The 21983-nt window shown below is 65.3% G+C and carries 26 protein-coding genes and 2 pseudogenes; 20 read left to right on the top strand and 8 right to left on the bottom strand.

The genetic code is table 11. The annotated features are described in order from the left end of the window. Positions 1 to 127: 127 nt before the first annotated feature. The 3 genes from ASG77_RS19125 (at position 128) to ASG77_RS19115 (ending at position 3107) form a co-directional block, all read left to right on the top strand. Positions 128 to 1354: an FAD-dependent oxidoreductase gene (locus ASG77_RS19125; protein ID WP_056348664.1), complete on the top strand. Its 1227-nt coding sequence runs from the start codon at positions 128 to 130 to the stop codon at positions 1352 to 1354. Between the two features lie 10 nt (positions 1355 to 1364). Next, entirely contained in the window at positions 1365 to 1937 is a 573-nt protein-coding gene (gene pyrE, locus ASG77_RS19120) for an orotate phosphoribosyltransferase (protein ID WP_056348661.1), read from the top strand. 129 nt (positions 1938 to 2066) lie between these two features. Continuing rightward, entirely contained in the window at positions 2067 to 3107 is a 1041-nt protein-coding gene (locus ASG77_RS19115) for an alpha/beta fold hydrolase (RefSeq protein WP_056348657.1), read from the top strand. Here the strand turns inward: ASG77_RS19115 and ASG77_RS19110 are convergent. Continuing rightward, positions 3104 to 3934, bottom strand: coding sequence for an HAD-IIA family hydrolase (locus ASG77_RS19110; protein WP_200950813.1), 831 nt, complete (start codon positions 3932 to 3934; stop codon positions 3104 to 3106). The genes ASG77_RS19115 and ASG77_RS19110 overlap by 4 nt on opposite strands. Before the next feature lie 52 nt (positions 3935 to 3986). Between ASG77_RS19110 and ASG77_RS19105 the strand changes: the two genes are divergently transcribed. The 3 genes from ASG77_RS19105 (at position 3987) to ASG77_RS19095 (ending at position 6296) form a co-directional block, all read left to right on the top strand. Further along, a complete protein-coding gene (locus ASG77_RS19105) occupies positions 3987 to 4679 on the top strand; it encodes a TrmH family RNA methyltransferase (RefSeq protein WP_056348652.1) in 693 nt (230 codons plus the stop codon). Between the two features lie 157 nt (positions 4680 to 4836). Further along, entirely contained in the window at positions 4837 to 5856 is a 1020-nt protein-coding gene (fbaA, locus tag ASG77_RS19100; protein WP_056348649.1) for a class II fructose-bisphosphate aldolase, read from the top strand. A 2-nt stretch (positions 5857 to 5858) separates the two neighbouring features. Continuing rightward, positions 5859 to 6296: a DUF3151 domain-containing protein gene (locus tag ASG77_RS19095; RefSeq protein ID WP_056348646.1), complete on the top strand. Its 438-nt coding sequence runs from the start codon at positions 5859 to 5861 to the stop codon at positions 6294 to 6296. A 106-nt stretch (positions 6297 to 6402) separates the two neighbouring features. Here the strand turns inward: ASG77_RS19095 and fecE are convergent. Continuing rightward, positions 6403 to 6642, bottom strand: a pseudogene (fecE, locus tag ASG77_RS19090) (Fe(3+) dicitrate ABC transporter ATP-binding protein FecE); the annotation flags it as partial. A 1-nt stretch (position 6643) separates the two neighbouring features. Here fecE and ASG77_RS22740 point away from each other — a divergent pair. Continuing rightward, complete coding sequence (locus ASG77_RS22740) at positions 6644 to 6841, top strand: hypothetical protein (protein WP_056348641.1); 198 nt, start codon at positions 6644 to 6646, stop codon at positions 6839 to 6841. Continuing rightward, entirely contained in the window at positions 6838 to 7011 is a 174-nt protein-coding gene (locus ASG77_RS22735) for a hypothetical protein (protein ID WP_235564677.1), read from the top strand. The genes ASG77_RS22740 and ASG77_RS22735 overlap by 4 nt, the downstream gene beginning before the upstream one ends. Positions 7012 to 7161: 150 nt before the next feature. On the opposite strand, the gene ASG77_RS19080 is transcribed toward ASG77_RS22735, so the two are convergent. After that, a complete protein-coding gene (locus ASG77_RS19080) occupies positions 7162 to 7791 on the bottom strand; it encodes a uracil-DNA glycosylase (RefSeq protein ID WP_056348638.1) in 630 nt (209 codons plus the stop codon). A 307-nt stretch (positions 7792 to 8098) separates the two neighbouring features. On the opposite strand from ASG77_RS19080, the gene ASG77_RS19075 reads away from it, so the two are divergent. From ASG77_RS19075 to ASG77_RS19055, 5 genes are all read left to right on the top strand, one after another. After that, on the top strand, positions 8099 to 9163 hold the full coding sequence (locus tag ASG77_RS19075; protein ID WP_056348635.1) for a M14 family zinc carboxypeptidase: 1065 nt from the start codon (positions 8099 to 8101) through the stop codon (positions 9161 to 9163). A gap of 243 nt (positions 9164 to 9406) precedes the next feature. Then, entirely contained in the window at positions 9407 to 10696 is a 1290-nt protein-coding gene (locus ASG77_RS19070; protein WP_056348633.1) for an adenylosuccinate synthase, read from the top strand. A 264-nt stretch (positions 10697 to 10960) separates the two neighbouring features. Next, positions 10961 to 11299, top strand: a complete 339-nt coding sequence (locus ASG77_RS19065; protein ID WP_056348630.1) for a YegP family protein — start codon at positions 10961 to 10963, stop codon at positions 11297 to 11299. A 254-nt stretch (positions 11300 to 11553) separates the two neighbouring features. Further along, a complete protein-coding gene (locus tag ASG77_RS19060) occupies positions 11554 to 12105 on the top strand; it encodes an RNA polymerase sigma factor (protein ID WP_056349004.1) in 552 nt (183 codons plus the stop codon). Continuing rightward, entirely contained in the window at positions 12102 to 12896 is a 795-nt protein-coding gene (locus ASG77_RS19055; RefSeq protein ID WP_056348627.1) for a hypothetical protein, read from the top strand. The genes ASG77_RS19060 and ASG77_RS19055 overlap by 4 nt, the downstream gene beginning before the upstream one ends. Here the strand turns inward: ASG77_RS19055 and ASG77_RS19050 are convergent. Further along, a pseudogene (locus tag ASG77_RS19050) lies at positions 12897 to 13304 on the bottom strand (CoA-binding protein); the annotation flags it as partial. Between the two features lie 232 nt (positions 13305 to 13536). Between ASG77_RS19050 and ASG77_RS19045 the strand changes: the two are divergent. Then, positions 13537 to 13962 (top strand): CoA-binding protein, encoded by a 426-nt coding sequence (locus ASG77_RS19045; protein WP_056348624.1) that lies wholly within the window; start codon positions 13537 to 13539, stop codon positions 13960 to 13962. On the opposite strand, the gene ASG77_RS19040 is transcribed toward ASG77_RS19045, so the two are convergent. Then, complete coding sequence (locus ASG77_RS19040; protein WP_056348622.1) at positions 13963 to 14991, bottom strand: isopenicillin N synthase family dioxygenase; 1029 nt, start codon at positions 14989 to 14991, stop codon at positions 13963 to 13965. 45 nt (positions 14992 to 15036) lie between these two features. On the opposite strand from ASG77_RS19040, the gene ASG77_RS19035 reads away from it, so the two are divergent. The 5 genes from ASG77_RS19035 to ASG77_RS19015 all read left to right on the top strand — a co-directional run bounded on the left by ASG77_RS19035 (position 15037) and on the right by ASG77_RS19015 (position 17824). Further along, the gene (locus tag ASG77_RS19035; protein ID WP_056348619.1) at positions 15037 to 15456 is read left to right on the top strand and encodes an MmcQ/YjbR family DNA-binding protein; all 420 of its coding nucleotides are present in this window, start codon (positions 15037 to 15039) and stop codon (positions 15454 to 15456) included. Further along, a complete protein-coding gene (locus tag ASG77_RS19030; RefSeq protein ID WP_056348616.1) occupies positions 15449 to 15991 on the top strand; it encodes a DUF1990 family protein in 543 nt (180 codons plus the stop codon). The genes ASG77_RS19035 and ASG77_RS19030 overlap by 8 nt, the downstream gene beginning before the upstream one ends. Before the next feature lie 34 nt (positions 15992 to 16025). Further along, complete coding sequence (locus tag ASG77_RS19025; RefSeq protein WP_056348615.1) at positions 16026 to 16343, top strand: putative quinol monooxygenase; 318 nt, start codon at positions 16026 to 16028, stop codon at positions 16341 to 16343. Positions 16344 to 16418: 75 nt separating this feature from the next. After that, the gene (locus tag ASG77_RS19020; RefSeq protein ID WP_056348612.1) at positions 16419 to 16712 is read left to right on the top strand and encodes a DUF503 domain-containing protein; all 294 of its coding nucleotides are present in this window, start codon (positions 16419 to 16421) and stop codon (positions 16710 to 16712) included. A 170-nt stretch (positions 16713 to 16882) separates the two neighbouring features. Then, positions 16883 to 17824 (top strand): hypothetical protein, encoded by a 942-nt coding sequence (locus tag ASG77_RS19015; RefSeq protein ID WP_235564675.1) that lies wholly within the window; start codon positions 16883 to 16885, stop codon positions 17822 to 17824. A 70-nt stretch (positions 17825 to 17894) separates the two neighbouring features. Here the strand turns inward: ASG77_RS19015 and purL are convergent, their stop codons facing one another. The 3 genes from purL to purS are packed head-to-tail and all read right to left on the bottom strand — an operon-like array spanning position 17895 to position 21260. Next, positions 17895 to 20225, bottom strand: coding sequence for a phosphoribosylformylglycinamidine synthase subunit PurL (purL, locus tag ASG77_RS19010; protein ID WP_056348608.1), 2331 nt, complete (start codon positions 20223 to 20225; stop codon positions 17895 to 17897). After that, the gene (gene purQ / locus ASG77_RS19005; protein ID WP_056348604.1) at positions 20222 to 21007 is read right to left on the bottom strand and encodes a phosphoribosylformylglycinamidine synthase subunit PurQ; all 786 of its coding nucleotides are present in this window, start codon (positions 21005 to 21007) and stop codon (positions 20222 to 20224) included. The genes purL and purQ overlap by 4 nt, the downstream gene beginning before the upstream one ends. A 1-nt stretch (position 21008) precedes the next feature. Beyond that, positions 21009 to 21260 (bottom strand): phosphoribosylformylglycinamidine synthase subunit PurS, encoded by a 252-nt coding sequence (gene purS / locus ASG77_RS19000; protein WP_056348600.1) that lies wholly within the window; start codon positions 21258 to 21260, stop codon positions 21009 to 21011. A gap of 261 nt (positions 21261 to 21521) precedes the next feature. Here purS and ASG77_RS18995 point away from each other — a divergent pair, with 261 nt between their 5' ends. After that, the gene (locus tag ASG77_RS18995; RefSeq protein ID WP_056348597.1) at positions 21522 to 21707 is read left to right on the top strand and encodes a hypothetical protein; all 186 of its coding nucleotides are present in this window, start codon (positions 21522 to 21524) and stop codon (positions 21705 to 21707) included. Positions 21708 to 21983: the final 276 nt, after the last annotated feature.

Here is a 21983-nt window from a genome sequence, read left to right as displayed (position 1 = left end):
ACGACTCGCAGCTGGACTGGCGCTACGCGGATACGCGTAGCGCCAGTCCATTTCTGCGTCATGGGGCCATTTCCGCGTCCCAAACCAGGCGAGTGCGGCCACTTCACGTGCGGCGTACCGTTAGTGCATGGAGCGAACGGGGTGCGCCGTTGTTGGCGGCGGGCCGGCGGGGACGATGCTGGGGCTGCTCCTGGCCCGTGCCGGGGTGGAGGTCACGGTCCTCGAAAAGCACGGCGACTTCCTGCGGGATTTCCGCGGCGACACCGTGCATGCCTCCACCATCAGGCTGATTGACGAGCTGGGCTTGGGCGACGCATTCCGGAGGCTCCCGCAGAGCAGGCTCAACCGCGTCGCGTTCCCCGTCCCTGGCGCAGGCATGGTGACCCTCGGTGATTTCGCGTCGCTGAAGCCCCCGTATAACTACATTGCCATGATGCCGCAGTGGGATTTCCTGAATTTCCTGGCCACCGAGGCCGCGCGCGAACCCACGTTCACGCTTCTCATGGAGCATGAAGCAACGTCGTTAGTGCTCGACGGCGGCCGCGTCACCGGCGTGCGCTACCGGACACCTGATGGCGGTGAACATGCACTCCGCGCGGACGTCGTGGTGGCGACCGACGGGCGCCATTCAGTGCTGCGCCGGGCCGCCGGTTTGCAGCCAAAGGACTTCCCGGTCCCGTTCGACACCTGGTGGTTCAGGCTGCCGCGCCATGCTTCCGAAAAAGGAGCGGTGGCAGGCATCGTTCCGGCCTTCCGGGGCCGCGAAGCGATGATCGCGCTTTTCCGTGACGACTACTACCAAATGGGTTACCTCGCCCCCAAGGGAGCGGACGCACGGATCCGTTCCGAGGGGGTTGAACGGTTCAGGGAGCGAGTGGCGGCACTGCGCCCTGACCTGGCGGACCGCGTGGACTCGATCCGTTCCCTTGAGGACCTGCACTGGCTGGATGTGCGGCTGGACCGGCTGCGGCGCTGGCATGTGGACGGGCTGCTGTGCATCGGCGACGCTGCGCATGCCATGTCCCCTGTGGGCGGCGTGGGCATCAACCTCGCCATCCAGGACGCAGTGGCGGGAGCAACCCGCCTGGCGCCGGCACTCCTCCGGCGGCAGGTGGGCGCGAAGGATCTGGCCGCGGTGGAACGGCGGCGCCGGATGCCCACCCTGGTTGTCCAGACTGTCCAGCGCATCCTGCACCGGGCTGTGTTTGTTCCGTTGTTCGCCGGGCGGATGCCCGGGCCTCCGCCGGCCCTCCTGGTTGTCCTGCGGCATGTCCCGGTGGTGCGGAGGCTGATGCCGCGGCTTGTCGCTTTCGGGCCGCTGCCGGAGCACGCGCCAGGCTTCGCCCGCCGCTAAACTGGACACCATGACTTCCCCTCTTGACGCTGCCGCTGCCCGTGCCCGCCTGCTGGAACTGATCAAGGAACTTGCCGTGGTCCGCGGCAAGGTCATCCTCTCCAGCGGTGCCGAGGCCGACTACTACATCGACCTGCGCCGCATCACGCTGCACCACGAGGCCTCCAAGCTGGTGGGCCAGGTCATGCTGGCGCTGACGGACGACGCCGGGATCGACTTTGAGTGCGCCGGTGGCCTGACCATGGGTGCTGACCCCGTGGGCACCGCCGTTATGCACGCTGCGGTGGACGCCGGCCGCACCGTGGACGCGTTTGTGGTCCGCAAGGCCCAGAAGTCCTACGGCATGGGCCGCCAGGTTGAAGGCCCGTCGGTTGAGGGCCGCAAGGTTCTGGTACTGGAGGATACGTCCACCACAGGAGGCTCCGCACTCACTGCCGTTGAGGGTGTCCGGAAGGCCGGTGGCAACGTGGTTGCCGTGGCCGTCATCGTGGACCGGGACACTGGCTCCAAGGAAAGAATCGAAGCCGAGACCGGCGTCCCGTACCTGTTCGCCTTCGGCAAGGACGAGCTGGGCCTCTCCTAGCCCGGCGTCTCATAGCACTGCCTCTCCTGGCGGGTTCGGCCCCTTCAGCGGGTACAGCGGCCGCTCCCGCCCAGGGTTGCCCGAGGCCGGGGTTGCAGCGGCGGCTTCAGCTGTGGCTACGGTAGAGGTGTGCCGTACAGGGGGGAAGCAGATCCGCAGGAACAGCCAGGAGCTCATCAAGCCCGGCTGCTGGCCAATGCCGCCGCACTCAAGCGGTTTTCGCGCCGTGGGTTCCTGGCCGGCACGGGCGCCTCGGCCCTGCTGGCAGCGGACATGCTGGTCACCCGCCGGGTCCAGGCGGAGCGGCAGGTCAACCGGATACTGCAGGTCGCGGACGACTTCGCCGACGCCTACTACCCGAACGCCAGCTGGTTCCTCTTCCCCGGCTACAAGACCAGCTGGGAAGAGGCGCTCTGGATCCTGAACGCAATGCGTGGTGCGCTGAACAAGCGCGGCCAGCTGGCCGCCGTCGGCTATTCCAACCTAGGGCTGGACATCGACGAGGTGGTAATCGCCGTCATCGAACATGTTCGGGCCAAAAAGCTGACCAAGCTTTTTTTCTACGGCCACAGCTTCGGCGGCATGGTGGCCACCCAGGTGGCAGCGCGGCTCCGGGAATTCCACGGCGTGGAGGTGGATTTCATCCTGCTGGACTCCAGCCCCTACAGCCGCAGCGACGTTCTGGACGAGAGCTGGTTCGACGGTGTGGTGTTCCTGTATGAGAGCGGCTTCCGGGTCCCGTCCGTGGTCCGCGGCAGCTACGAACTGGGGGAGCGCGTCATCCACAAAGACGAGCGGACCTGGCGGCAGATCCTGGACCAGACCATGGAGCAGCTGTCCCCGATCGCCCCGTCCAGTGTGCTCATCCAGTCGGAGTCGGCCTACATCTACCACTTCGACGGAAACCGGTTTGTGGACAAGCTCGACGCCACGCGGATGGCGTACATCGGCAACCCGAAAGACCGCACGGTCCGGTACCAGACGGCCAAGGACGCGTGGTCGGCAGCGTTCCAACCCCACATGGTCTCCATGGACCTGCAAACGGACGGGGCTCTGCCGGCGCACGCGAGCCCGGGCTGGAATCCGCTCATCTACCGGCCCATCGTGGAGTGGCTGATGGACGACTTTTTCCCGCTGCCCCGCGGTGGCTCGAAGGTGACGGTCTTTTAGATCTGGTTCTTCAGGTCGGCCACGGAGTCCAGTACCTGGTTGGGCCGGAACGGGTAGGCGGCAATGTCTTCGCGCTGCGTAATGCCGCTGAGGACCAGGACCGTGTGCAGGCCTGCCTCCATGCCGGCGATGATGTCGGTGTCCATCCGGTCCCCGATCATGGCCGTGGTCTCGGAGTGCGCATCGATCTGGTTCATGGCGGACCGGAACATCATGGGATTCGGCTTGCCCACAATGTACGGTTCCCGGCCGGTGGCCTTCGTGATGAGCGCGGCGATGGCGCCCGTCGCGGGCATGGGGCCGTCCTTGGACGGGCCGGTGGCGTCCGGGTTGGTGGCAATAAAGCGGGCCCCGGCCAGGATCAGGCGGATGGCCATGGTGATGGCCTCAAAGGAGTACGTACGGGTTTCACCGAGCACCACGTAGTCCGGGTCCTGGTCGGTGAGGATGAAGCCTGCCTCGTGCAGTGCCGTCGTCAGCCCTGCCTCGCCGATGGTGTAGGCGCGGTTCCCGGAACCGGAACCCCGCACCTGGTCCTTCAGGAAGGTGGCGGTGGCCAGCGCGGACGTCCAGATGTTCTCCTCGGGGATCTCCAGCCCGGAAGCACGCAGCCTGGCGGCCAGGTCGCGGGGCGTGAAGATCGAGTTGTTCGTCAGCACCAGGAACCGCTTGGACGTGTCCACCCAGCGCTGGATCAGTTCGGCGGCCCCGGGGACGGCCTGGTTTTCGTGGACGAGTACGCCGTCCATGTCTGTCAGCCAGCATTCGATCTCCTGGCCGCTGCGGTAAACCGCCGGTGAACCCTGTACCTGGTCTGCTTCTGCCACGTTTACCTCCGCCGGTGATGAATGCTCCAGTGGTCCAGTCTAGTGTTGAGGGGTGAAACAAACGCCCGGAAACCCAGTCGAACCTCATCCGATTCCAGCGGAGGAGCCAGCGCCCGAGGAGGCGCCGGAGCCAAAGGCGGAGGTCGGCGTCGGGCCCTGGGAGGGTTCGTGGCCGGAAGGTGACCACTGGGATCCGGACCTGCTCGCAGACGGCGACCGCCGCAACGTGGTGGACCAGTACCGGTACTGGAAGCATGACGCGATCGTGGCGGACCTCGATTCGAAGCGGCACAACTTCCACATCGCCATCGAAAACTGGCAGCACGACCTCAACATCGGCACCGTGGTGCGCACCGCCAACGCCTTCCTCGCCAAGGAAGTCCACATCATCGGACGACGCCGGTGGAACAGGCGCGGGGCGATGGTCACCGACCGTTACCAGCACGTCCGCCACCACCCCACCGTGGAGGACTTTGTGGTGTGGGCGCAGGGGGAGGGGCTCGCGATCATCGGGATCGACATCTTCCCCGACTCCGTGCCCCTGGAGACGTATGAGCTGCCCAAGGACTGCGTCCTGGTGTTCGGCCAGGAGGGGCCCGGGCTGACGCCGGAGGTCCACGAAGCGGCCCTGGCAACCCTGTCCATCGAGCAGTTCGGCTCCACCCGCTCCATCAACGCCGCCTCCGCCGCCGCGATCGCCATGCACGCCTGGATCCGCCGGCACGTTTTCAGCCAGCCCGTCTGACCCGCGCCACTTCTGCGGCGTGTGCGCGTAAGTGTTACCGGCCCGCGTGACCCGAAACACTGCCCCTGCACAGAAATGGCTAGGATAGTGGCTAGCCGTAAGAGGTCTACTCTCCAGGGTCACAACCCATAGACGAAAACTCAGCATAGGAGTCACCATGCCCATTGCAACCCCAGAGATCTACTCCGAGATGATCGACCGTGCGAAGGCCGGAGGCTATGCATTCCCGGCCGTTAACGTCACCTCCTCGCAGACGCTGAACGCCGCACTGCGCGGCTTCGCCGAGGCTGAGTCCGACGGCATCGTCCAGGTGTCCACCGGCGGAGCCGCCTACTGGTCCGGCGCGGCCACCAAGGACATGGTGGCCGGTTCGCTCGGCTTCGCCGCGTTCGCCCGGGAAGTTGCCAAGAACTACGGCGTCAATATTGCCCTCCACACCGACCACTGCCCCAAGGACAAGCTGGACGGCTTTGTCCTGCCGCTGCTCGCAGCTTCGGAGGCCGAGGTCAAGGCCGGCCGCAACCCGATCTTCAACTCGCACATGTGGGACGGTTCCCACGAGCCGCTCAACGAGAACCTCAGCACCGCGCGCGAACTGCTGGAACGCACCGCCGCCGCGAAGATGATCCTCGAAGTTGAAATCGGCATCGTGGGCGGCGAGGAAGACGGCGTGGAAAACGCCATCAACGACAAGCTGTACACCACGGTGGAGGACGCCCTGGCCACCATTGAAGCCCTCGGCGCCGGCGAGAACGGCCGCTACATCACGGCCCTGACCTTCGGCAACGTGCACGGCGTGTACAAGCCCGGTGGTGTGAAGCTGCGCCCGGAGATCCTCAAGGACATCCAGGCCCAAGTGGGAGCCAAACTTGGCAAGAACAGCCCGTTCGACCTCGTATTCCACGGCGGCTCCGGTTCCTCCGACCAGGAGATCGCCGACGCCGTCTCCTATGGTGTGATCAAGATGAACATCGACACCGACACCCAGTACGCGTACACGCGTCCCGTAGTGGACCACATGTTCAAGAACTACGACGGCGTGCTTAAGGTTGACGGCGAAGTGGGCAACAAGAAGCTCTACGATCCGCGCGTCTGGGGTGCCTCCGCCGAGGCGGGCCTGTCCGCCCGCGTCGTCGAGGCAACCAAGCAGCTGGGTTCCGCTGGAAAGACCTTCTAGGAATGTCCGGCGAGTTCCGCAAGAACCTCATGGGCCCGGAGCCAACGCTCCTGCCTGCCGAGACCGACGTCTACGCGCAGCTGGACGCCGGCGCCGAAGCCCTGGACCTGGTGGAAAAGCACCCCACATCGTCGCTGTTGTGGGCTGTCCTGGCGGAGGAGGCGTGGGCCGAGGGCCGCACCATCGATTCCTACGCCTACTCGCGCGTTGGCTACCACCGCGGGCTGGACTCGCTGCGCCGCAACGGCTGGCGCGGCGTGGGTCCCATTCCTTGGGAGCACGAGCCCAACCAGGGCTTCCTGCGCGCGCTCTACTCGCTGGGCCGCGCGTCCGCGGCCATCGGCGAAGCCGAGGAACCGGAACGCATCGAGAAGTTCCTCAACGACTCGGACCCGGCAGCCAAGGCAGCCATCGAGGGTAAGTGGCGGTCACCTTTTTAGAAAGGTGGCCGCCCGCCGTCGTAATTTCCGGTGGTTGAGCCGGGCCCACGACCGCAGGGTTCCCTGACCGAGCTTGCGAGGTGAGGGAGCGGTTGGGGAGGGACACCTACCTGGCCATTTCGGCATGCGCTGGCCGGCCCAGCGGGATGACCAGCGGGGTGAGCGAGACGGGGTCTTCGATGACTCGGCAGGGCAGCCCGAAGACTTCTTCCACCAGTTCCTCGGTAATGACGTCGGCCGGCGCGCCCTCGGCCACCACCCGCCCGTCCTTCATGGCCACGATGTTGTCCGCGTAACGGCTGGCGTGGTTGAGGTCGTGGAGTACCGCCACCAAGGTATAGCCACGGGTGTTTCTGTGGAAGGAAAACTTCCTGTTCGCTGGCGAGGCACTGGGCGAGGAGACCGAGGCGGTCGCCGCGCTCAACGCCTACCAGGCCAAGGCCGACGAACTGAAGGCTGCAGTCCCGGACGACCAGAGGGTCTCCCTGGTCCGCTTCTTGCCGGGCAAGATCCGCCCTTCGCCAACAAATCGATCATCGGCGTGAGCCTGACGGACGCCGGCATCGCCCGGCCGGAGAACCAGGACATAGACGAGCTGGCGGCGGAGATCTCCGCCGAGAACATCGGCGACGCCGATGCCGACTGGATCTTCTACAGCAGCTACGGCGCTTCGCTGATCCAGGACGAACTCAAGGACCTGCTTACCGCGGGCTGAGGAAGGTATCGAAAGTAAGACTCCATGGGCCCACGCCCGCAGGGTTCCCTGGCCGAGCTTGCGAGGTGAGGGTGCGGGTGCGGGTGGGCGGTCACCTTTAGAAGAAAAGGTGACCGCCCGCCGTCGTACGGTGGTTGAGCGTTCCGGTGGTTAGACCTTCGCGAGCCCTGTGCGGGCCATGGCGTCGGTGTAGACGACGCGCATTTCCTCGAGGTACTGTTCCTGCCGCGCGGGCGTCCCGGCGAAGGCGCGGCCGCTGAGGGAGCGGACCTTGTAGGTCTTCAGCCCGCGCCGCCAGAGCAGCGGAACTTCGGTCTTCAGCAGCAGGTTGGCCAGGCGGTTGGCTTCGGTGCCGTGGGCCACGATCACGGAGGCGCGGGGGACCACGGCGAGGAACTTCAGCAGCGGCTTGAGGCCGGCGGAAATCTGGTCCGGCGTGAACTTGCCGTTGACCTCGCCCGGGGTATGCCACGGGTGCACGTTCCACGGCATCACGAACTCGGGGCGCAGGCCCAGCTTCCACTGGATGCCGAGCATGCGGGTGGCGGCGTCTTCGTCGCCGGCGGTGATGAAGCCGGACGGGTCAGCCTCGCCGATGTTGGAGTAGAGGCTGATGATGCGGCACTCGTCCACGTCGTGCATGGGGTCGACGTACGGGACTTCGGTGTGGGGCTTGACGCTCTGCAGGGAATCGCACAGCTCGTTGACGGCGGCAACGTTGGGCTCGTAGCGGCGGCTCAGGAGCTGTTCACGGAGGGATTCGGGGGCCAGGGCTGTCATATAGTGCAATGTCTCCTGCGGGGCTCGGCGATGCTGCCAATCCGGAAAATGGGCGCGTGATGGCGCGCCCGTCCGGCGTGGTTTGAAATGTGGTGTGGACCGATTCCTGGTCGATCTCTATCAGTTTAGCAAGCCCCGCGAAATGCAGGGCCCGGCCCCAGCCTCCCGTGATGGACGGCATAGGGCAATTGGCCATTGTCAAGTGAATTGACAGCTTTCGTTTAGCTTGATTGGCTTCTGTGACAGTCCGCAATAAGGACGTTGCGGCTGGTCGCACGCTCCATGCACTCGAAAGAGGTAACGTACCGTGAACAAAACCCTGGCAACCCTAAGGACCGTGGCCGTATCCGGAGCCCTGGTTCTGGCGGCACTCGCCGCGCCGGCACCGTTGGCCCATGCCGTGGGCGAAGGCCCCAACTATGACGGCAACGGCCAGATCACCACCTCGAAACTGGCAACCTATGACGAGTTGGTCTCCTTCCTGAAGGATCAGGACACCCGCCAGCCAGCCATGGATCTGGAGGTGATCGGCCAGACTGTCAAGGGCCGGGACATCCACCTGGTGAAGTACATTTCGGACCCGGCCAAGCCCACCATCCTGTACCTGACCCAGCAGCACGGCAATGAGCAGCTGACCACTGAGGGTGCCATGGCATTCGTGAAACACCTGGGGACCGGGAAATCGGGGGACATCCTGGACGGAGTGAACATCCTCATCGTTCCCATGCTCAACGCCGACGGCGCCATGGGAGATGTGAACTTCCCGCTGGATGACTACCTGGCCAAGGGCGACCGGCACATGACGCGGTACAACGCCGAGGAGGTGGACCTGAACCGTGACCACGTAGCCAAAATCCAGCCCGAAACGCAGGCGCTCCACAACAACGTCATGCGCAAGTACAACATTGACTACATGATCGACCTGCACCACCAGGGCACCCGGAGTGAACGCGACGGAAAGCTGGTCTCCGGGTCCATCCTGTACCCCACCACGCCCAATGCCGATCCGGCTGTTGTGGAAATGTCCAAGCAGTTGGGCGCCGTGGTCTTCAACAACGTCGACTCCACCGGGTGGGGCCACTTGGGCAAGTATGTGGGCGGCAGCGCCGAGACCATCAGCCGCAACGGCATCGCAGTGGAGTACGGGATCGCTACCCTGCTCTTCGAAATGCGTGGCATGTCTGATCACTATCTGGACGGCTACGCCCTCGGGCTCCGCAGCAACGGTTACCTGATCCAGCAGACAGTGACCACGCTGACGGCCACTGCGGCGGCCATCGCTGACGGTTCGATTGCCGACGCCGATACGTCCTTCTGGGACAGCCTGGACACCCAGACGTCCCGTCCCGGCGAGGAGGCTGACGACGAGTAGTAGATCGCGGGAAGTCTGCCCGTGGTCCTTTGCTGCGCGCGAAGGGCCACGGGCACCTATTGAGTGGACAAAGTCCCTGATCGGCTAAACTTGGGTGGTAAGAGCCCCGGACTCTTGCGTGGTTGGCCGCCGTAGCGGTCCGGCCAGGCTATGGCCTTCGGGGCATTCTCATGAACGGCGCTACGCAGGACTGCCATTTCGGTGGACGGACCTGTGCGGCCCGAACGAATGGGGGAGGATCCCATGCCAGCAATCGTGATCGTAGGAGCCCAATGGGGCGACGAAGGAAAAGGCAAGGCCACCGATCTTCTGGGCGGCCGCGTTGACTACGTCGTAAAGCCCAACGGCGGCAACAATGCCGGGCATACCGTCGTCGTAGGCGGTGAGAAGTATGAGCTCAAACTCCTTCCGGCCGGCATTTTGAGCCCCAACGCGATTCCGATCATCGGCAACGGCTGTGTGGTGAACCTCGAGGCCCTGTTCCAGGAGATCGAAGGCCTGCAAGCCCGTGGCGCGGACACGTCCAAGCTGCGCATCTCCGCGAACGCGCACCTCGTGGCGCCCTACCACCAGGTCCTGGACAAGGTCACCGAGCGTTTCCTCGGCAGCCGCGCCATTGGCACCACCGGCCGCGGCATCGGCCCCGCCTACATGGACAAGGTGGCCCGCCTGGGCATCCGCGTCCAGGACGTCTTCGACGAGTCCATCCTCCGCCAGAAGGTGGAAGGATCCCTGCGCCAGAAGAACGAGCTCCTGGTCAAGGTCTACAACCGCCGCGACATTGTGGTGGACGAGATCGTAGACTACTTCCTGGCTTTCGCCGAGCGCCTGCGCCCGCTGGTCATCGACAGCACCCTGGTCCTCAACAACGCCCTGGACGAGGGCAAGGTTGTGCTTATGGAAGGCGGCCAGGCCACGTTCCTGGACGTGGACCATGGCACCTACCCGTTCGTGACCTCCTCCAACCCGACCGCCGGCGGCGCGTCCGTTGGCTCGGGCATCGGCCCCACCCGGATCTCCCGCTCCATCGGCATCATCAAGGCCTACACCACGCGTGTTGGCGCCGGACCGTTCCCCACTGAACTGTTCGACGAGATGGGCATGTACCTGCAGAAGACCGGTGGCGAGTTCGGCGTAAACACCGGCCGCCCGCGCCGCTGCGGCTGGTACGACGCCGTCCTGGCCCGCCACGCTTCCCGCGTGAACGGCTTCACGGACTACTTCGTCACCAAGCTGGACGTCCTCACGGGCATCGAGCAGATCCCGGTCTGCGTTGCCTACGACGTCGACGGTGTACGGCACGACGAAATGCCGATGACGCAGACCGAGTTCCACCACGCCGTGCCCATCTTCGAGTACTTCGACGGCTGGACCGAGGACATCACCGGTGCCCGCACCCTGGAGGACCTCCCCGAGAACGCCCGCAACTACGTGCTGGCCCTCGAAAAGCTCTCCGGCACGCGCTTCTCCGCGATCGGCGTCGGCCCGGACCGCGACCAGACCATCGTGGTCCACGATCTGATCAACGACTGACAGCCTGTAAGGCACGACGACGGCGGGTCACCTGGAAAGGTGGCCCGCCTTTGTCGTCTGCGGGGGGTTGTACGCAATTTACACAGGGTTTACGCGGCGGGTCTTGTGAGGCTATAGGCGACCCGGACAGACTCTTAAGCACACCCTGAACTGATCAGCAGATCGTTCCACCAGACCCGTAGGTGCCGGATGCAGCGATGCTTCCGGGACCGCCCGTGGCGAAGATGCCGCCCGGACGGGACCCGCAGACCGGAAGGAATTATCATGGCTGGGAAGTTTGAAGTTTTCTTGGATTCGGATTCACGGTTCAGGTTCCGCCTCAAGGCGCCGGATGGCACTGTGGTGGCCGTGTCCGGGGCCTTCGAGGATAAGTCCGCCGTGGCTGCCGGGATTGCCGCCGTCCGCGAATGCGCCGGGACAGGGCTGGTCACCGATCTCAGCCCTGCCGCCAAGCTTGCACCGCCGGCCCCAGCGCCCGCTGTGGTGGTCCCCGTCCAACTCCAGCCGGACTGCGGGGACCAGCGCGTTCCCGCCACCAGGCCTCACACGTTTGTTATTGCCAAGACACCGCGCCGGAGGGTGACTGCGCCGCGCTGGACCTGAGCCACGCCGAACGTAGGCGGCGCAGAATCCCCCGACGTCACGGTCCCGGAAAGTTTTTTGTCCGACCGAGTAACCCCTGCGGTGCCTGGAGCGATTACCCCTGTGAAGCGCCGGTCTGGAACTTGTCCCCCATCATGTTCCAGGCCGGCTCTTTTGTTACCGGAGGCTAAAGTTAGCTGACGAGGGCATTCCGCGGATGACGTGCGGGCCCTACGCGAGCAAGCCCAGTCCCCTCCACCGAAGGCCCTGTGTCCGTGACCGATGCACTGACAGACGACGTTCTGCGTGCGCGCGCCCGCGATCCGGAGCTCTTCAGCATCGTGTACCGAACCTATGCGCCACAGGTCCTGGGCTACCTCACAGCCCGCGGGGTAGAAGATCCGGAGGCGGTTATGCAGGAAGTCTTCATCGCCGTCCTGCCACGGCTGCAGAAGGTTACCGGCGGCGTGGCCGGGCTGCGCACGTTTGTCTTCTCCGTGGCACACGCCCGGATGGTGGACGATCACCGGAGGCAGGAGCGCACCCCGAGTAAACTCCCGTTCGAAGCGGACCTTGACGGACGCGAGGAGTCCTCGGCCGAGGCTGAAGTGCTGCACCGGATCTCGCCACAGGAAGTGGCGGATCTCCTGAACGAGCTGCCGGATGAACAGCGGGAAGTACTGTCGTTACGCCTCGTCGCGGGCCTCACTGTGGACCAGGTGGCCGCTGTGATGGGCAAGAGTGCCGGTGCCGTCAAACAGCTCCAGCGCCGTGCATTGATCCGGCTGCGCGAGCAGTCCGCAGTGAAGGAGTACGTGGCGCCATGACCTCCAATGCCAGCTCCCTGATCCGGACGATTGATGAAATGCTCCTTGACGCCGGTGTGGACGATCCTGCCGGCCTCCGCGAAACCCTTCTCGCGGTGGGCTCCCTAGGCTCTCTGCCTGCACCCGCGCCCGGTCCCGAACTGGCCGCGCTCATGTCAGGCCAGACCCCCGAGCTTGCCCGGCACCGGCTCCTCCGGAAGCACCGGACCACTGTTGTGGGCCTTGCCGTCATCGCGGGGATGGGGCTGGGCGTCACCGGGGTGGCCGCCACCGGCACCGCGCCTGACGCGCAGGCCAGCAGTTCCATCCAGAAGTTGTTGCAGGACTGGGCTCCTGGCTGGTCCATCGCAGGGACTCCCGCTGCCAGCGGGACCGCCGCAAATCCGGCGGAGGCGCAGTTGCCCGGGGAGCCGACAAACGGTGACGACGCAGCGCCGGCACAGCCCCAAACCGTTGAACGGGAAACTGCCCCGCCGGCGAACGGTCCGGAAAGCGCAGGCCAGAACCGGGGCGCGGAGCCGGCCGGCCGCGGAAACGGCAAGTGGGTCGGCAATGCGACCGGCAAGTCAAAGGAGGACGACGGCGGCGCGCCGGGGAACGCTGCGGGCGTCACCCGTGACGCCGCTGCCGAACTCGACAAGGCCGGAAAGCCGGCTGCCGGTACCCTGGCCGAAGCCGCCGTGGCGGGGGAGTCCCTGACGTCAGCCATCGTCTCTCCGGCACTGACAGAAAAAACCGGGGCCGGCAAAGCCGGACCCGGTTCTATCTGGCGGAAGAAGTTCACCCGCTGATCAGGTTTGCTTCAGGAAGCGCCTGCCCGTCAGGAAAAGCAGCTGCCGCCTGGAGGCGATCACGCCGGTGTCGAAGCCGGCCGGGTGCAGCCCGCCATGGAACCGGGCATGCTCGATCTTCACGCAGCGGTCCATCACCACGTTGAGCCCGGCGGCTTCCGCGTCCGTGGCCACGTCCTCATGCCAGAAGCCGAGCTGCAGCCAGAGGGTGTTGGCGCCGGCCGCGATGGCATCGTCCAGGACACCCGGGAGGTTATCGTGCTCGCGGAACACATCCACGATGTCCGGGCTCTCGGGAAGATCGGCCAGTGAGGCGTAGGTCGGTTCACCAAGGATCTCCTTGACCACGGGGTTCACGAAGTACACCTTGTACCGCGTGGACGACTGCAGGTACGTCGCCACAAAATAGTGCCGAGGAGGGTCGCCTCAACGGGTACAGCGTTTGGTCAGGGATGCTGCGGCTTCATCGATCCAGGTCTCTCGGCCGCTCGGGATGGTCACTACCACTGCAGCCGAACCGCACGCCCTGCGCCAAATCATGGTCTGTGGGACGTAATACTCGCTCACGCGAGTATTTACGCCAGCTATTCATTCAAATATTCGATCATGGGCCGCTCGGGGGACGATGTACGCTTGCACCATGGTCCACGTCAACGATGCTGCCGTTATTGAGCGCCTGATGCGAAACAAAGGGCGGTGGGCCATCGTGGGCCTGACCACCAACGAGTGGCGTGCCGCCTACGACACCTCGCTGTTTATCCGCGACCGGCTCGGGATGGAGATCATCCCCGTCAACCTTCCCGGCGATGCCGTCCACGGCGAAACCGGGTACCGTACCCTGGGTGAAATTCCGTCCGAAAAGCAACCCCTCGACGTCGTCGACTGCTTTGTGAACTCGCAGAAGGTCGGGGCGGTGGTGGACCAGGCAATTGCGGTGGGCGCCAAAGCCGTGTGGCTGCAGCTGGGTGTTATTGACGAAGCGGCAGTGGACCGTGCAAAGGCCGCCGGCCTGGACGTGGTGATGAACGTTTGCCCCGCGCAGCAGGCGTGGAAGTACAACCTCTGATCAGCGCTGCATCAGCTCCGGGTAGTGGCGTTCGGTCACATCGGGATGCGCGCGCATGCGGCCCTTGAGCACGTTCAGGCCAAAGGACGCAAGCATGGGGTTGGACGGATCGTCGGAGATGCCACGGGCTTGGGCTTTGAGCTCGGGAGGCAGAGGCACCGGATCGATGACGGCGTCCAGCCGCGGGGACCAGAAGAACGGGACTGAGTAGCGGTCCACGCCGGGTGGCGGCGCCTGGACCCGGTGGATCGTGGCGGCAAGGAAGCCTTCCGTGGCCACCTCCAGCATTTCGCCCAGGTTCACCACGAGTGCCCCGGGAACAGGCTCAACCGGCGCCCATTCACTTGTCCCGGGCGGCAGCACTTCGAGGCCGCCCACCTCGTCCTGGAGGAGGAGGGTGACAAAACCGTAGTCGGCGTGGGAACCCACTCCCTGGTCGCCGGCCGCCTCCACCACGCCGCCGACGTAATGCACCAGCTTGCCCATCCACGCGGGTTCGTTGCCGAAGGGCTCGTCGAAGTGGTCCTCCGGCAGCCCCAGGGAAACCGAGATGCCACGCAGCAGCTCCATGCCCACACTGGACATCAGATCGGCCCAGGCCATGGCCGCCGGCTTGAGCTCCGGCAACGCCTCATCGGGCCACATGTTGTGCCCCTGGAGGAGCCAGTACGGCTGGTCGGCAGGATAATTGTGGACGGGTTCGCGTTCCGGGGAGTAGTCGATCTGCTCGCGGGCGTCGGCCCGTCCCTGCGTGATTTCGGTGCCCATCCGCGTGTAGCCGCGGAAGTGCGGTGAAATCCTGTTGTCCAGCTTCATCCGCTCCTCGAGGGGCAGATCGAAGAAGCGCTTGATGAGGGCCAGCAGCTCCTCGGCCTGGCCGGGGGCGGCGCCGTAACCAGTGATTTGGAAGAATCCCACGTTGTGGGCGGCGTCCCGCAGCTGGTCGATGAATTCCGTGCTGAAGGCACCGTACGGCTGGCGTGCGGCGCTCATGTCCAGAACGGGGATGGTGGCCTGATCGGGTGACATCTTCGCAGACTAGCACCGCCGGGAAGGGCTTTGTAGGCTCGGTCCATGGACGCAGCCCAACTCAAGGCAATATGCCTGTCATTTCCCGGTGCCTTCGAGGATTTTCCCTTCGGCCCGGAGACCTCCGTGTTCAAGGTCAGGGCTGCCGTTTCCGGGGGAGCCAGGCAGGAAGCGAAGATGTTCGCCTTGTCTGCCATGGACTCCCCGGACTGGTCCGTGAGCCTGAAATGTGAGCCGGCCCTTGCTGAACAGCTGCGGGCCGCAAATCCGGAAATCACGGGCGCGTGGCATATGAACAAGACCCATTGGAACGGCGTGCGGCTGGACGGAAACCTGCCCGATGCCATGGTCCGGGACATGGTGGAGGACTCCTACGACCTGGTGGTGGCCTCCCTAAGCCGCAAGCAACAGGAGCAGCTGGGATGGGCGCGGCTGACCGGATCCCGGGAGGGCTCTGTTGACTGAAAAGCGACTGGTCGGCGGCCGGCTCGATTACCCGGGTGTTGGCGCCACCGAGAATGGGCGGCCACCGGCGGGGTACCCCTGCCTGGTATCGCAGGCCTACCTTGGCGACGGCTTGGCGTTGTACCGCCGGGTGGCGCAGGGAATCCTGACCTGGGAGCTGCAGCGGCGGTCGGGGCTGCGCGTCCGGGCCGAGTCCGACGTCGTCCGCCCGGGAACGCGCGTGGTGAGCGGCTTCGGCGTCGGGCCTTTCCGTATTAACGCTCCGTGCGAAGTGGTGTGGGTCCGGCGGCCGGTGCCGGGCGACGGCCCGCAGTCTGCGGGTTTCGGCCACGGAACACTTCCCGGACATCCGGCGCGCGGCGAAGAGGCGTTTGAGGTGGAGCTCGACGACACAGGGCGGGTGTTCTTGAAGATCACTGCCTTCAGCACACCTGCCAACTGGTTCTACCGTGCTGGTGGCCTGGTGACCCGGGCCGCGCAGAGGCACGTCACTTCGCGATACGTTGAAGGTGCACGCCAACTCGCCGCAGGCTAAGCGAGGCCAGGGCCTACAACCGGAGGAATACAGCTTGATTTTCATCGTCGTCAAATTCAAGGTCAAACCCGACTGGTCCGAGCGCTGGCTCGGCCTTGTTGGGGACTTCACCACGGCCACCCGGGAGGAGCCCGGCAACCTGTGGTTCGACTGGTCCCGCAGTGTGGATGACCCCAACGAGTTTGTGCTGGTGGAGGCCTTCAAGGACGACGCCGCCGGGGACCACGTCAACAGCACGCACTTCAAGCAGGCCATGGCGGACATGCCCCAGGCGCTGGCCGAAACACCCCGGATCATCAGTCGCCAGCTCGACGGCGACGGCTGGGACCGGATGGGCGAACTCACCATCTGACCCCATCGATTGCTCCGTAGCGGCCCTTTTGACCACTCAAAACGGCGGTTACGGAGCAGTCGATACGATTACTGCATGTGGATCGGCTGGATTGAATTCGACATCCTCCTGGGCGATGTCCAGAGCCTGAAGGAGAAGCGCTCCGTTATCAGGCCGCTGCTGGCCGAGCTCAAGCGCCGCTTCGATGTGTCCGTCGCGGAGGTGGGGGACCACGACCAGTACCGGCGCTCGCAGGTGGGCGCCGGCCTGGTGGCAGCAGACCGGGCGCACCTCGTGGACGTGCTCACCGCCGTCGAACGCTTTGTGGCCGCGCGGCCCGAGTTTGAGCTCCTCAGCTCAAGGCAGCGGGAGCTCCGCAGCGAGGACTGACCCCATCGATTGCTCCCCACCGGCACCCTGGCCTCGCAGGCTCGGCCAGGGAACCCTGCCGGCGTGGGCCCAGGCACCCTCTTGACTGCCCAAAACGGCGCCTACGGAGCAATCGATGAAGGCTGTGGATAACTTCTGCATCGCACACCGTATTCTGCTCTGATGAATCCATGAAGACCCCGCGCCCGCTGCCCGAGGAACTGCAGGACCGCCCGTTCACAGTTGTCGAGGCGGCGCGCGCCGGAGTGTCGCACAAGCGGCTGCGACACCGGACACTGCATCGGCTCGGCAAGGGGATCCGGTCGGAAAGCCCGACGGCGGAGCTCCCCTTGGCTGACAGGGTCCGGCCCTTCATCGAGGTCAATGAGCGATGCGCCGCGTCGCACCTCACCGCGGCGGAGATGCTTCTGCTGCCGCGACGTCAGCAGAAGGGGACTCCAGAGATGTTTCATGTCATCAGGCCTGAGGGATCGGCACACCTGAACCGACCGCACGTCATTGTGCACCGCATGAAGCTTTACAGCGACGAGGTCACCACAGTTGACGGAATTCCAGTGACCACTCCGGAGCGAACCTGGCTGGATATGGCCGAAATGCTCACGGTGGACGAGCTTGTGGCAATGGGCGACAGTTGCGTGCGCATGCCGAGGGCGTCTTTTGAGGACAGGGACATGCCGCTTTGCAGTTTGGCCGATCTGCAGCGGATGATCGACAGGCACAAGGGAAAACGCGGGCTACGCAGGGCCAAGGAAGCCATCAAACTCATCCGGGTGGGATCTGACTCGCCGCAGGAGACGCTGTTGAAGCTGGCCGTGGTCCGGGCAGGGCTGCCGGAACCGGAGTTGAACGTGCCGATCATCGGCGACGACGGTCTCCGCCATCACGAGCCGGACCTGTCCTACCGCAAGTACCGGATCGGGATCGAGTACGAAGGTGAACAGCACGGTGAGGACGGGCAGATCGTCCGGGACATCACGCGTTCTGAGAAGTACCACACGCTGGGGTGGACTGAAGTCAGGATTTCCAAGCGGCACATGCTCAATGACGCCAAGCCTGCGGTCGCCAAGGTTCGCTCGGCCCTTGTCCAGGAGGGGTGGCGGCCTCGGCCTTAACGAACGATTGCTCCGTAACCGCCGTTTTGAGGGTTCAAAAGGGCAGTTACGGAGCAACCGATGGAGGGTACTAGCCGAAGTACTTCGGCAGGGTCGCCTCGTGGGCTTCGCGGAGGGCGGCCAGGGACATGGTGTCCACGCCGTTGATCTCCAGGTTGCCGCTGGCTGCATCCACTACGCCGATGCGGGTGTGGGCAAAGCCGCGGGCCGTGCACATGTCCTTGAACCGGACCTCTTCCGAGCGGGGCACGCCGACAACCGCGCGGCCCTGGGACTCGGAGAACAGCGCCGTGAACAGGTCCACGCCGTCGCGGTCCAGAACGTCCTGCAGGGCGATCCGGGCACCCACGCCGTAGCGCAGTGCGGACTCCACCAGGGCTGCCGCGAGGCCGCCTTCGGAGAGGTCGTGCGCGGAGTCCACCATGCCGTCGCGGGATGCGTTGATCAGGATTTCGCCCAGCTCGCGTTCGGCGGCGAGGTCAACCTTGGGCGGCAGTCCACCGAGGTGACCACGCATGTTGGCCCATTCGGAACCGTCCAGTTCTGCCGCCGTCGTACCCAGCAGGTAGATGGCCTGGCCGTCCTCGCGCCAGCCCGAGGGCGTGCGGCGGGCGACGTCGTCGAGCTTGCCCAGCACTGCCACCACGGGGGAGGGGTGGATGGGTGTGGTGCCCGTCTGGTTGTACAGCGAGACGTTGCCGCCGGTGACCGGGATGCCCAGCACCATGCAGGCATCGGACAGGCCGCGGATGGCCTCCGCGAGCTGCCACATGACGTCCGGGTCCTCGGGGGAGCCGAAGTTCAGGCAGTCGCTGACGGCCATCGGTACGGCGCCGGAGGTGGCCACGTTGCGGTAGGCCTCGGCCAGCGCCAACTGTGCGCCGTGGTACGGATCGAGGAAGGTGTAGCGGCCGTTGGCGTCGGTGGCCAGGGCAACGCCCAGGCCGGTTTCCTCGTCCACGCGGACCACGCCGGCGTCGTCCGGGAACGCCAGGGCGGTGTTGCCGCCCACGTACCGGTCGTACTGGTTGGTGATCCAGTCCTTGCTGCACATGTTCGGCGAGGCCACGAGCTCGGTGACGGCGGCAGCCAGTTCCGCGGGGGCGGAGGGGCGGCCGGTGTCCTGCACTGAGCCGGTGAAGGAATCGGCCTGTACGGAATCCTGCCATGAGGGGCGGGCGTACGGGCGGTCATACACGGGGCCGTCGTGGGCCACGGTGCGTGGGTCGACGTCCACAATGACCACGCCGTCCCAGGTGATGATCAGGCGGCCGGTGTCGGTGACCTCGCCGAGCCAGGAGTACTCCACGGCCCACTTGTCCATCACGGCTTCGAACGCGGCGATGTTCTCCGGGGTGACCACGGCCATCATGCGTTCCTGCGACTCGGACATCAGGATCTCGCCCGGGGTCAGCGTGGGATCGCGCAGCAGGACCGAGGTCAGTTCAACCTCCATGCCGCCGTCGCCGTTGGAGGCGAGCTCGGATGTGGCGCAGGAGATGCCAGCGGCGCCGAGGTCCTGGATGCCTTCAACCAGCGAGCCCTTGAAGAGCTCGAGGCAGCACTCGATCAGGACCTTCTCGGCGAACGGGTCGCCCACCTGGACGGCGGGGCGCTTGGACGGCTTGGTGTCGTCGAAGGACTCCGAGGCCAGCACCGAGGCGCCGCCGATGCCGTCGCCGCCGGTGCGTGCACCGAACAGGACCACCTTGTTGCCCTTGCCGGAGGCGTTGGCGAGGCGGATGTCCTCATGGCGCATGACACCGACCGCGAGTGCGTTGACCAGCGGGTTGCCCTGGTAGACGGAGTCGAACACCATTTCGCCGCCGATGTTCGGCAGGCCCAAGGAGTTTCCGTAGCCGCCGATGCCGGCAACGGCACCATGCATGACGCGGGCTGTGTCCGGGTGGTCGATGGCGCCGAAACGCAGCGGATCCATCACGGCCACCGGGCGGGCGCCCATGGAGATGATGTCACGGACAATGCCGCCGATGCCCGTGGCGGCACCCTGGTAGGGCTCCACGAACGACGGCGAGTTGTGGGACTCGATCTTGAACGTCACGGCCCAGCCGTCGCCCAGATTGGTGACGCCGGCGTTCTCGCCGATGCCCACCAGCATGTCCTTCTTCATCTCGTCGGTCACCTTTTCGCCGAACTGGCGCAGGTGATTCTTCGAGGACTTGTAGGAGCAGTGCTCACTCCACATCACGGAGTACATGGCAAGCTCGGCGCCGGTGGGGCGGCGGCCCAGGACTTTCACTACCTCATCGAACTCGTTCTGCTTCAGGCCCAGTTCGGCCCACGGCAGTTCGGTATCGGGCGTTTTGGCAGCGTTCTCGACCGTGTCGATATTGAACTTCTTGGTCTCGACAGGCTCGACCACCGAATTGATCTCGGTCATTTGTTGCCTCCCACAATCTTGTTCAGTACGGAGGTGAAGAAACCCAGGCCGTCGGTGTCGGACCCGCCGATCCCATCCAGGGATTCGGGGCCGAATCCAACTTCCACCGCGTGCTCGGGGTGGGGCATAAGTCCCACCACATTGCCGGCGGCGTTGGAGATGCCGGCGATATCGCGGCGCGAGCCGTTGGGGTTGAAGCCCACGTAGCGGAACACCACGCGGCCTTCAGCCTCGAGCGCGTCCAGGACCTTTTCGTCGGCGATGTACTGGCCGTCCTGGTTCTTCAGCGGGACCGTAATTTCCTGGCCGGCCTCGTAGTCCAGCGTCCAGGCGGTGTTGCTGTTTTCCACACGCAGGACCTGGTCGCGGCACATGAACTTCAGGTGGTCGTTCTTGATCATGGAGCCGGGCAGCAGGTGCGATTCAGTCAGGATCTGGAAGCCGTTGCAGATGCCCAGCACGGGCAGCTTGGCATCGGAGTTGGCGGCGTCGATGATTTTGGACATCAGCGGCGCGAAGCGGGCAATGGCGCCGGCGCGGAGGTAGTCGCCGTAGGAGAAACCGCCGGGGATCACGACGGCGTCCACGTCACCCAGGGTGGTGTCAGCGTGCCAGAGCGGCACTGCGGTGCCGCCGGCGAGCCGGACTGCACGGGCGGCGTCGCGGTCGTCAAGGGTGCCGGGGAAGGTGACAACGCCGATCCGGGCCCCCGCGAGCCTGCGAGCACCAGGAGCGTCGGCGGCGACGGCGATTGCCTCGCCGATCAAGGGAAGTTCAGTCATCTCAGGCCTCGACGACCTCGACGTTGACGACGTCTTCGATCACGGGGTTGGACAGCAGGGTCTCGGCGGCTTCGCGGGCCTGGGCCAGGATTGCGTCGGTCACCTCGCCCTCAACCGTCAGTTCAAAGCGCTTGCCCTGGCGGACAGAGCTAAAGCTGGTGAAGCCCAGACGGGGGAGTGCACCCACGATGGCCTTCCCCTGCGGGTCCAGAATCTCGGGCTTGGGCATGACGTCAACAACGATCCGGGGCATCCGGCAACTCCTGTGCGTGAGCATTGGGTAAGGGCGCAGCGGAGTCACGCCGTCTTACGCCGTTCCGGGATGCTGGGGACGTTCTTTTTCGAACAGTGTGGACGGGCGCTCCGCGAGCTTGCTAGGCCATTCTACCGGGCCGAGCGCCGCACCCTGTATTCGGTGGGATCGGCCACAGTCATCGCGGCGGGGCGGGCTTTCGGGAGGTGGAGGACGACGGCGGCTATGGCCTCGCGGAGCAAGCGTCACTAGGATTACGGCATGGCTGAAAAATCGAAATCTCTGCTGTTGCCGATGATGGCCGCGGCCGTTTTTGCCGGGTTGGGCCGTATGGTTGTGCAGAAGATCAAGGCAGACCGGGCTGCCCGGGAAACGCGCGTGGCCGGCCCCGTGGACGACAAGACCCGCCAGTGGATCAGCGATGTGGTTCGGACGCCCAGGCAGTAGGCGCCCACTCCTTATCCAGGCCTCAAGTCTTTGCCCAAACCTCAACCGGGCGTCCCTGAACGGGGGCGCCCGTTTTTGTGCCCCGCTCCACGTGCCACTGCGCCGGCTGCCCTGCTGAAAATGCACTGATCCCGAACGCCCTGTCCCAGGCCTCTCCCAAGCTTCTTCCGGGTCGCGGCTACGGTGACTGGCGGCGCCGTCGTGCTGGATCTCCAGCCGGCGCAGCCGGAGACGGTCCCCGTCCTCGCCGTACAGGACCTCGAGGAACAGACGGCT

The organism is Arthrobacter sp. Soil762, assembly GCF_001428335.1.
Lineage (GTDB): Bacteria > Actinomycetota > Actinomycetes > Actinomycetales > Micrococcaceae > Arthrobacter.
This window is presented reverse-complemented; position numbering and strand designations above follow the sequence as displayed.

Bases quoted from the DNA above. Each gene is read 5' to 3' on its own strand.
- ASG77_RS19125 (WP_056348664.1), top strand. From the start codon at position 128: ATGGAGCGAACGGGGTGCGCCGTTGTTGGCGGCGGGCCGGCGGGGACG.
- pyrE (WP_056348661.1), top strand. From the start codon at position 1,365: ATGACTTCCCCTCTTGACGCTGCCGCTGCCCGTGCCCGCCTGCTGGAA.
- fbaA (WP_056348649.1), top strand. From the start codon at position 4,837: ATGCCCATTGCAACCCCAGAGATCTACTCCGAGATGATCGACCGTGCG.
- ASG77_RS19095 (WP_056348646.1), top strand. From the start codon at position 5,859: ATGTCCGGCGAGTTCCGCAAGAACCTCATGGGCCCGGAGCCAACGCTC.
- ASG77_RS19080 (WP_056348638.1), bottom strand. From the start codon at position 7,791: ATGACAGCCCTGGCCCCCGAATCCCTCCGTGAACAGCTCCTGAGCCGC.
- ASG77_RS19070 (WP_056348633.1), top strand. From the start codon at position 9,407: ATGCCAGCAATCGTGATCGTAGGAGCCCAATGGGGCGACGAAGGAAAA.
- ASG77_RS19065 (WP_056348630.1), top strand. From the start codon at position 10,961: ATGGCTGGGAAGTTTGAAGTTTTCTTGGATTCGGATTCACGGTTCAGG.
- ASG77_RS19055 (WP_056348627.1), top strand. From the start codon at position 12,102: ATGACCTCCAATGCCAGCTCCCTGATCCGGACGATTGATGAAATGCTC.
- ASG77_RS19045 (WP_056348624.1), top strand. From the start codon at position 13,537: ATGGTCCACGTCAACGATGCTGCCGTTATTGAGCGCCTGATGCGAAAC.
- ASG77_RS19040 (WP_056348622.1), bottom strand. From the start codon at position 14,991: ATGTCACCCGATCAGGCCACCATCCCCGTTCTGGACATGAGCGCCGCA.
- ASG77_RS19035 (WP_056348619.1), top strand. From the start codon at position 15,037: ATGGACGCAGCCCAACTCAAGGCAATATGCCTGTCATTTCCCGGTGCC.
- ASG77_RS19020 (WP_056348612.1), top strand. From the start codon at position 16,419: ATGTGGATCGGCTGGATTGAATTCGACATCCTCCTGGGCGATGTCCAG.
- ASG77_RS19015 (WP_235564675.1), top strand. From the start codon at position 16,883: ATGAAGACCCCGCGCCCGCTGCCCGAGGAACTGCAGGACCGCCCGTTC.
- purL (WP_056348608.1), bottom strand. From the start codon at position 20,225: ATGACCGAGATCAATTCGGTGGTCGAGCCTGTCGAGACCAAGAAGTTC.
- purQ (WP_056348604.1), bottom strand. From the start codon at position 21,007: ATGACTGAACTTCCCTTGATCGGCGAGGCAATCGCCGTCGCCGCCGAC.
- purS (WP_056348600.1), bottom strand. From the start codon at position 21,260: ATGCCCCGGATCGTTGTTGACGTCATGCCCAAGCCCGAGATTCTGGAC.
- ASG77_RS18995 (WP_056348597.1), top strand. From the start codon at position 21,522: ATGGCTGAAAAATCGAAATCTCTGCTGTTGCCGATGATGGCCGCGGCC.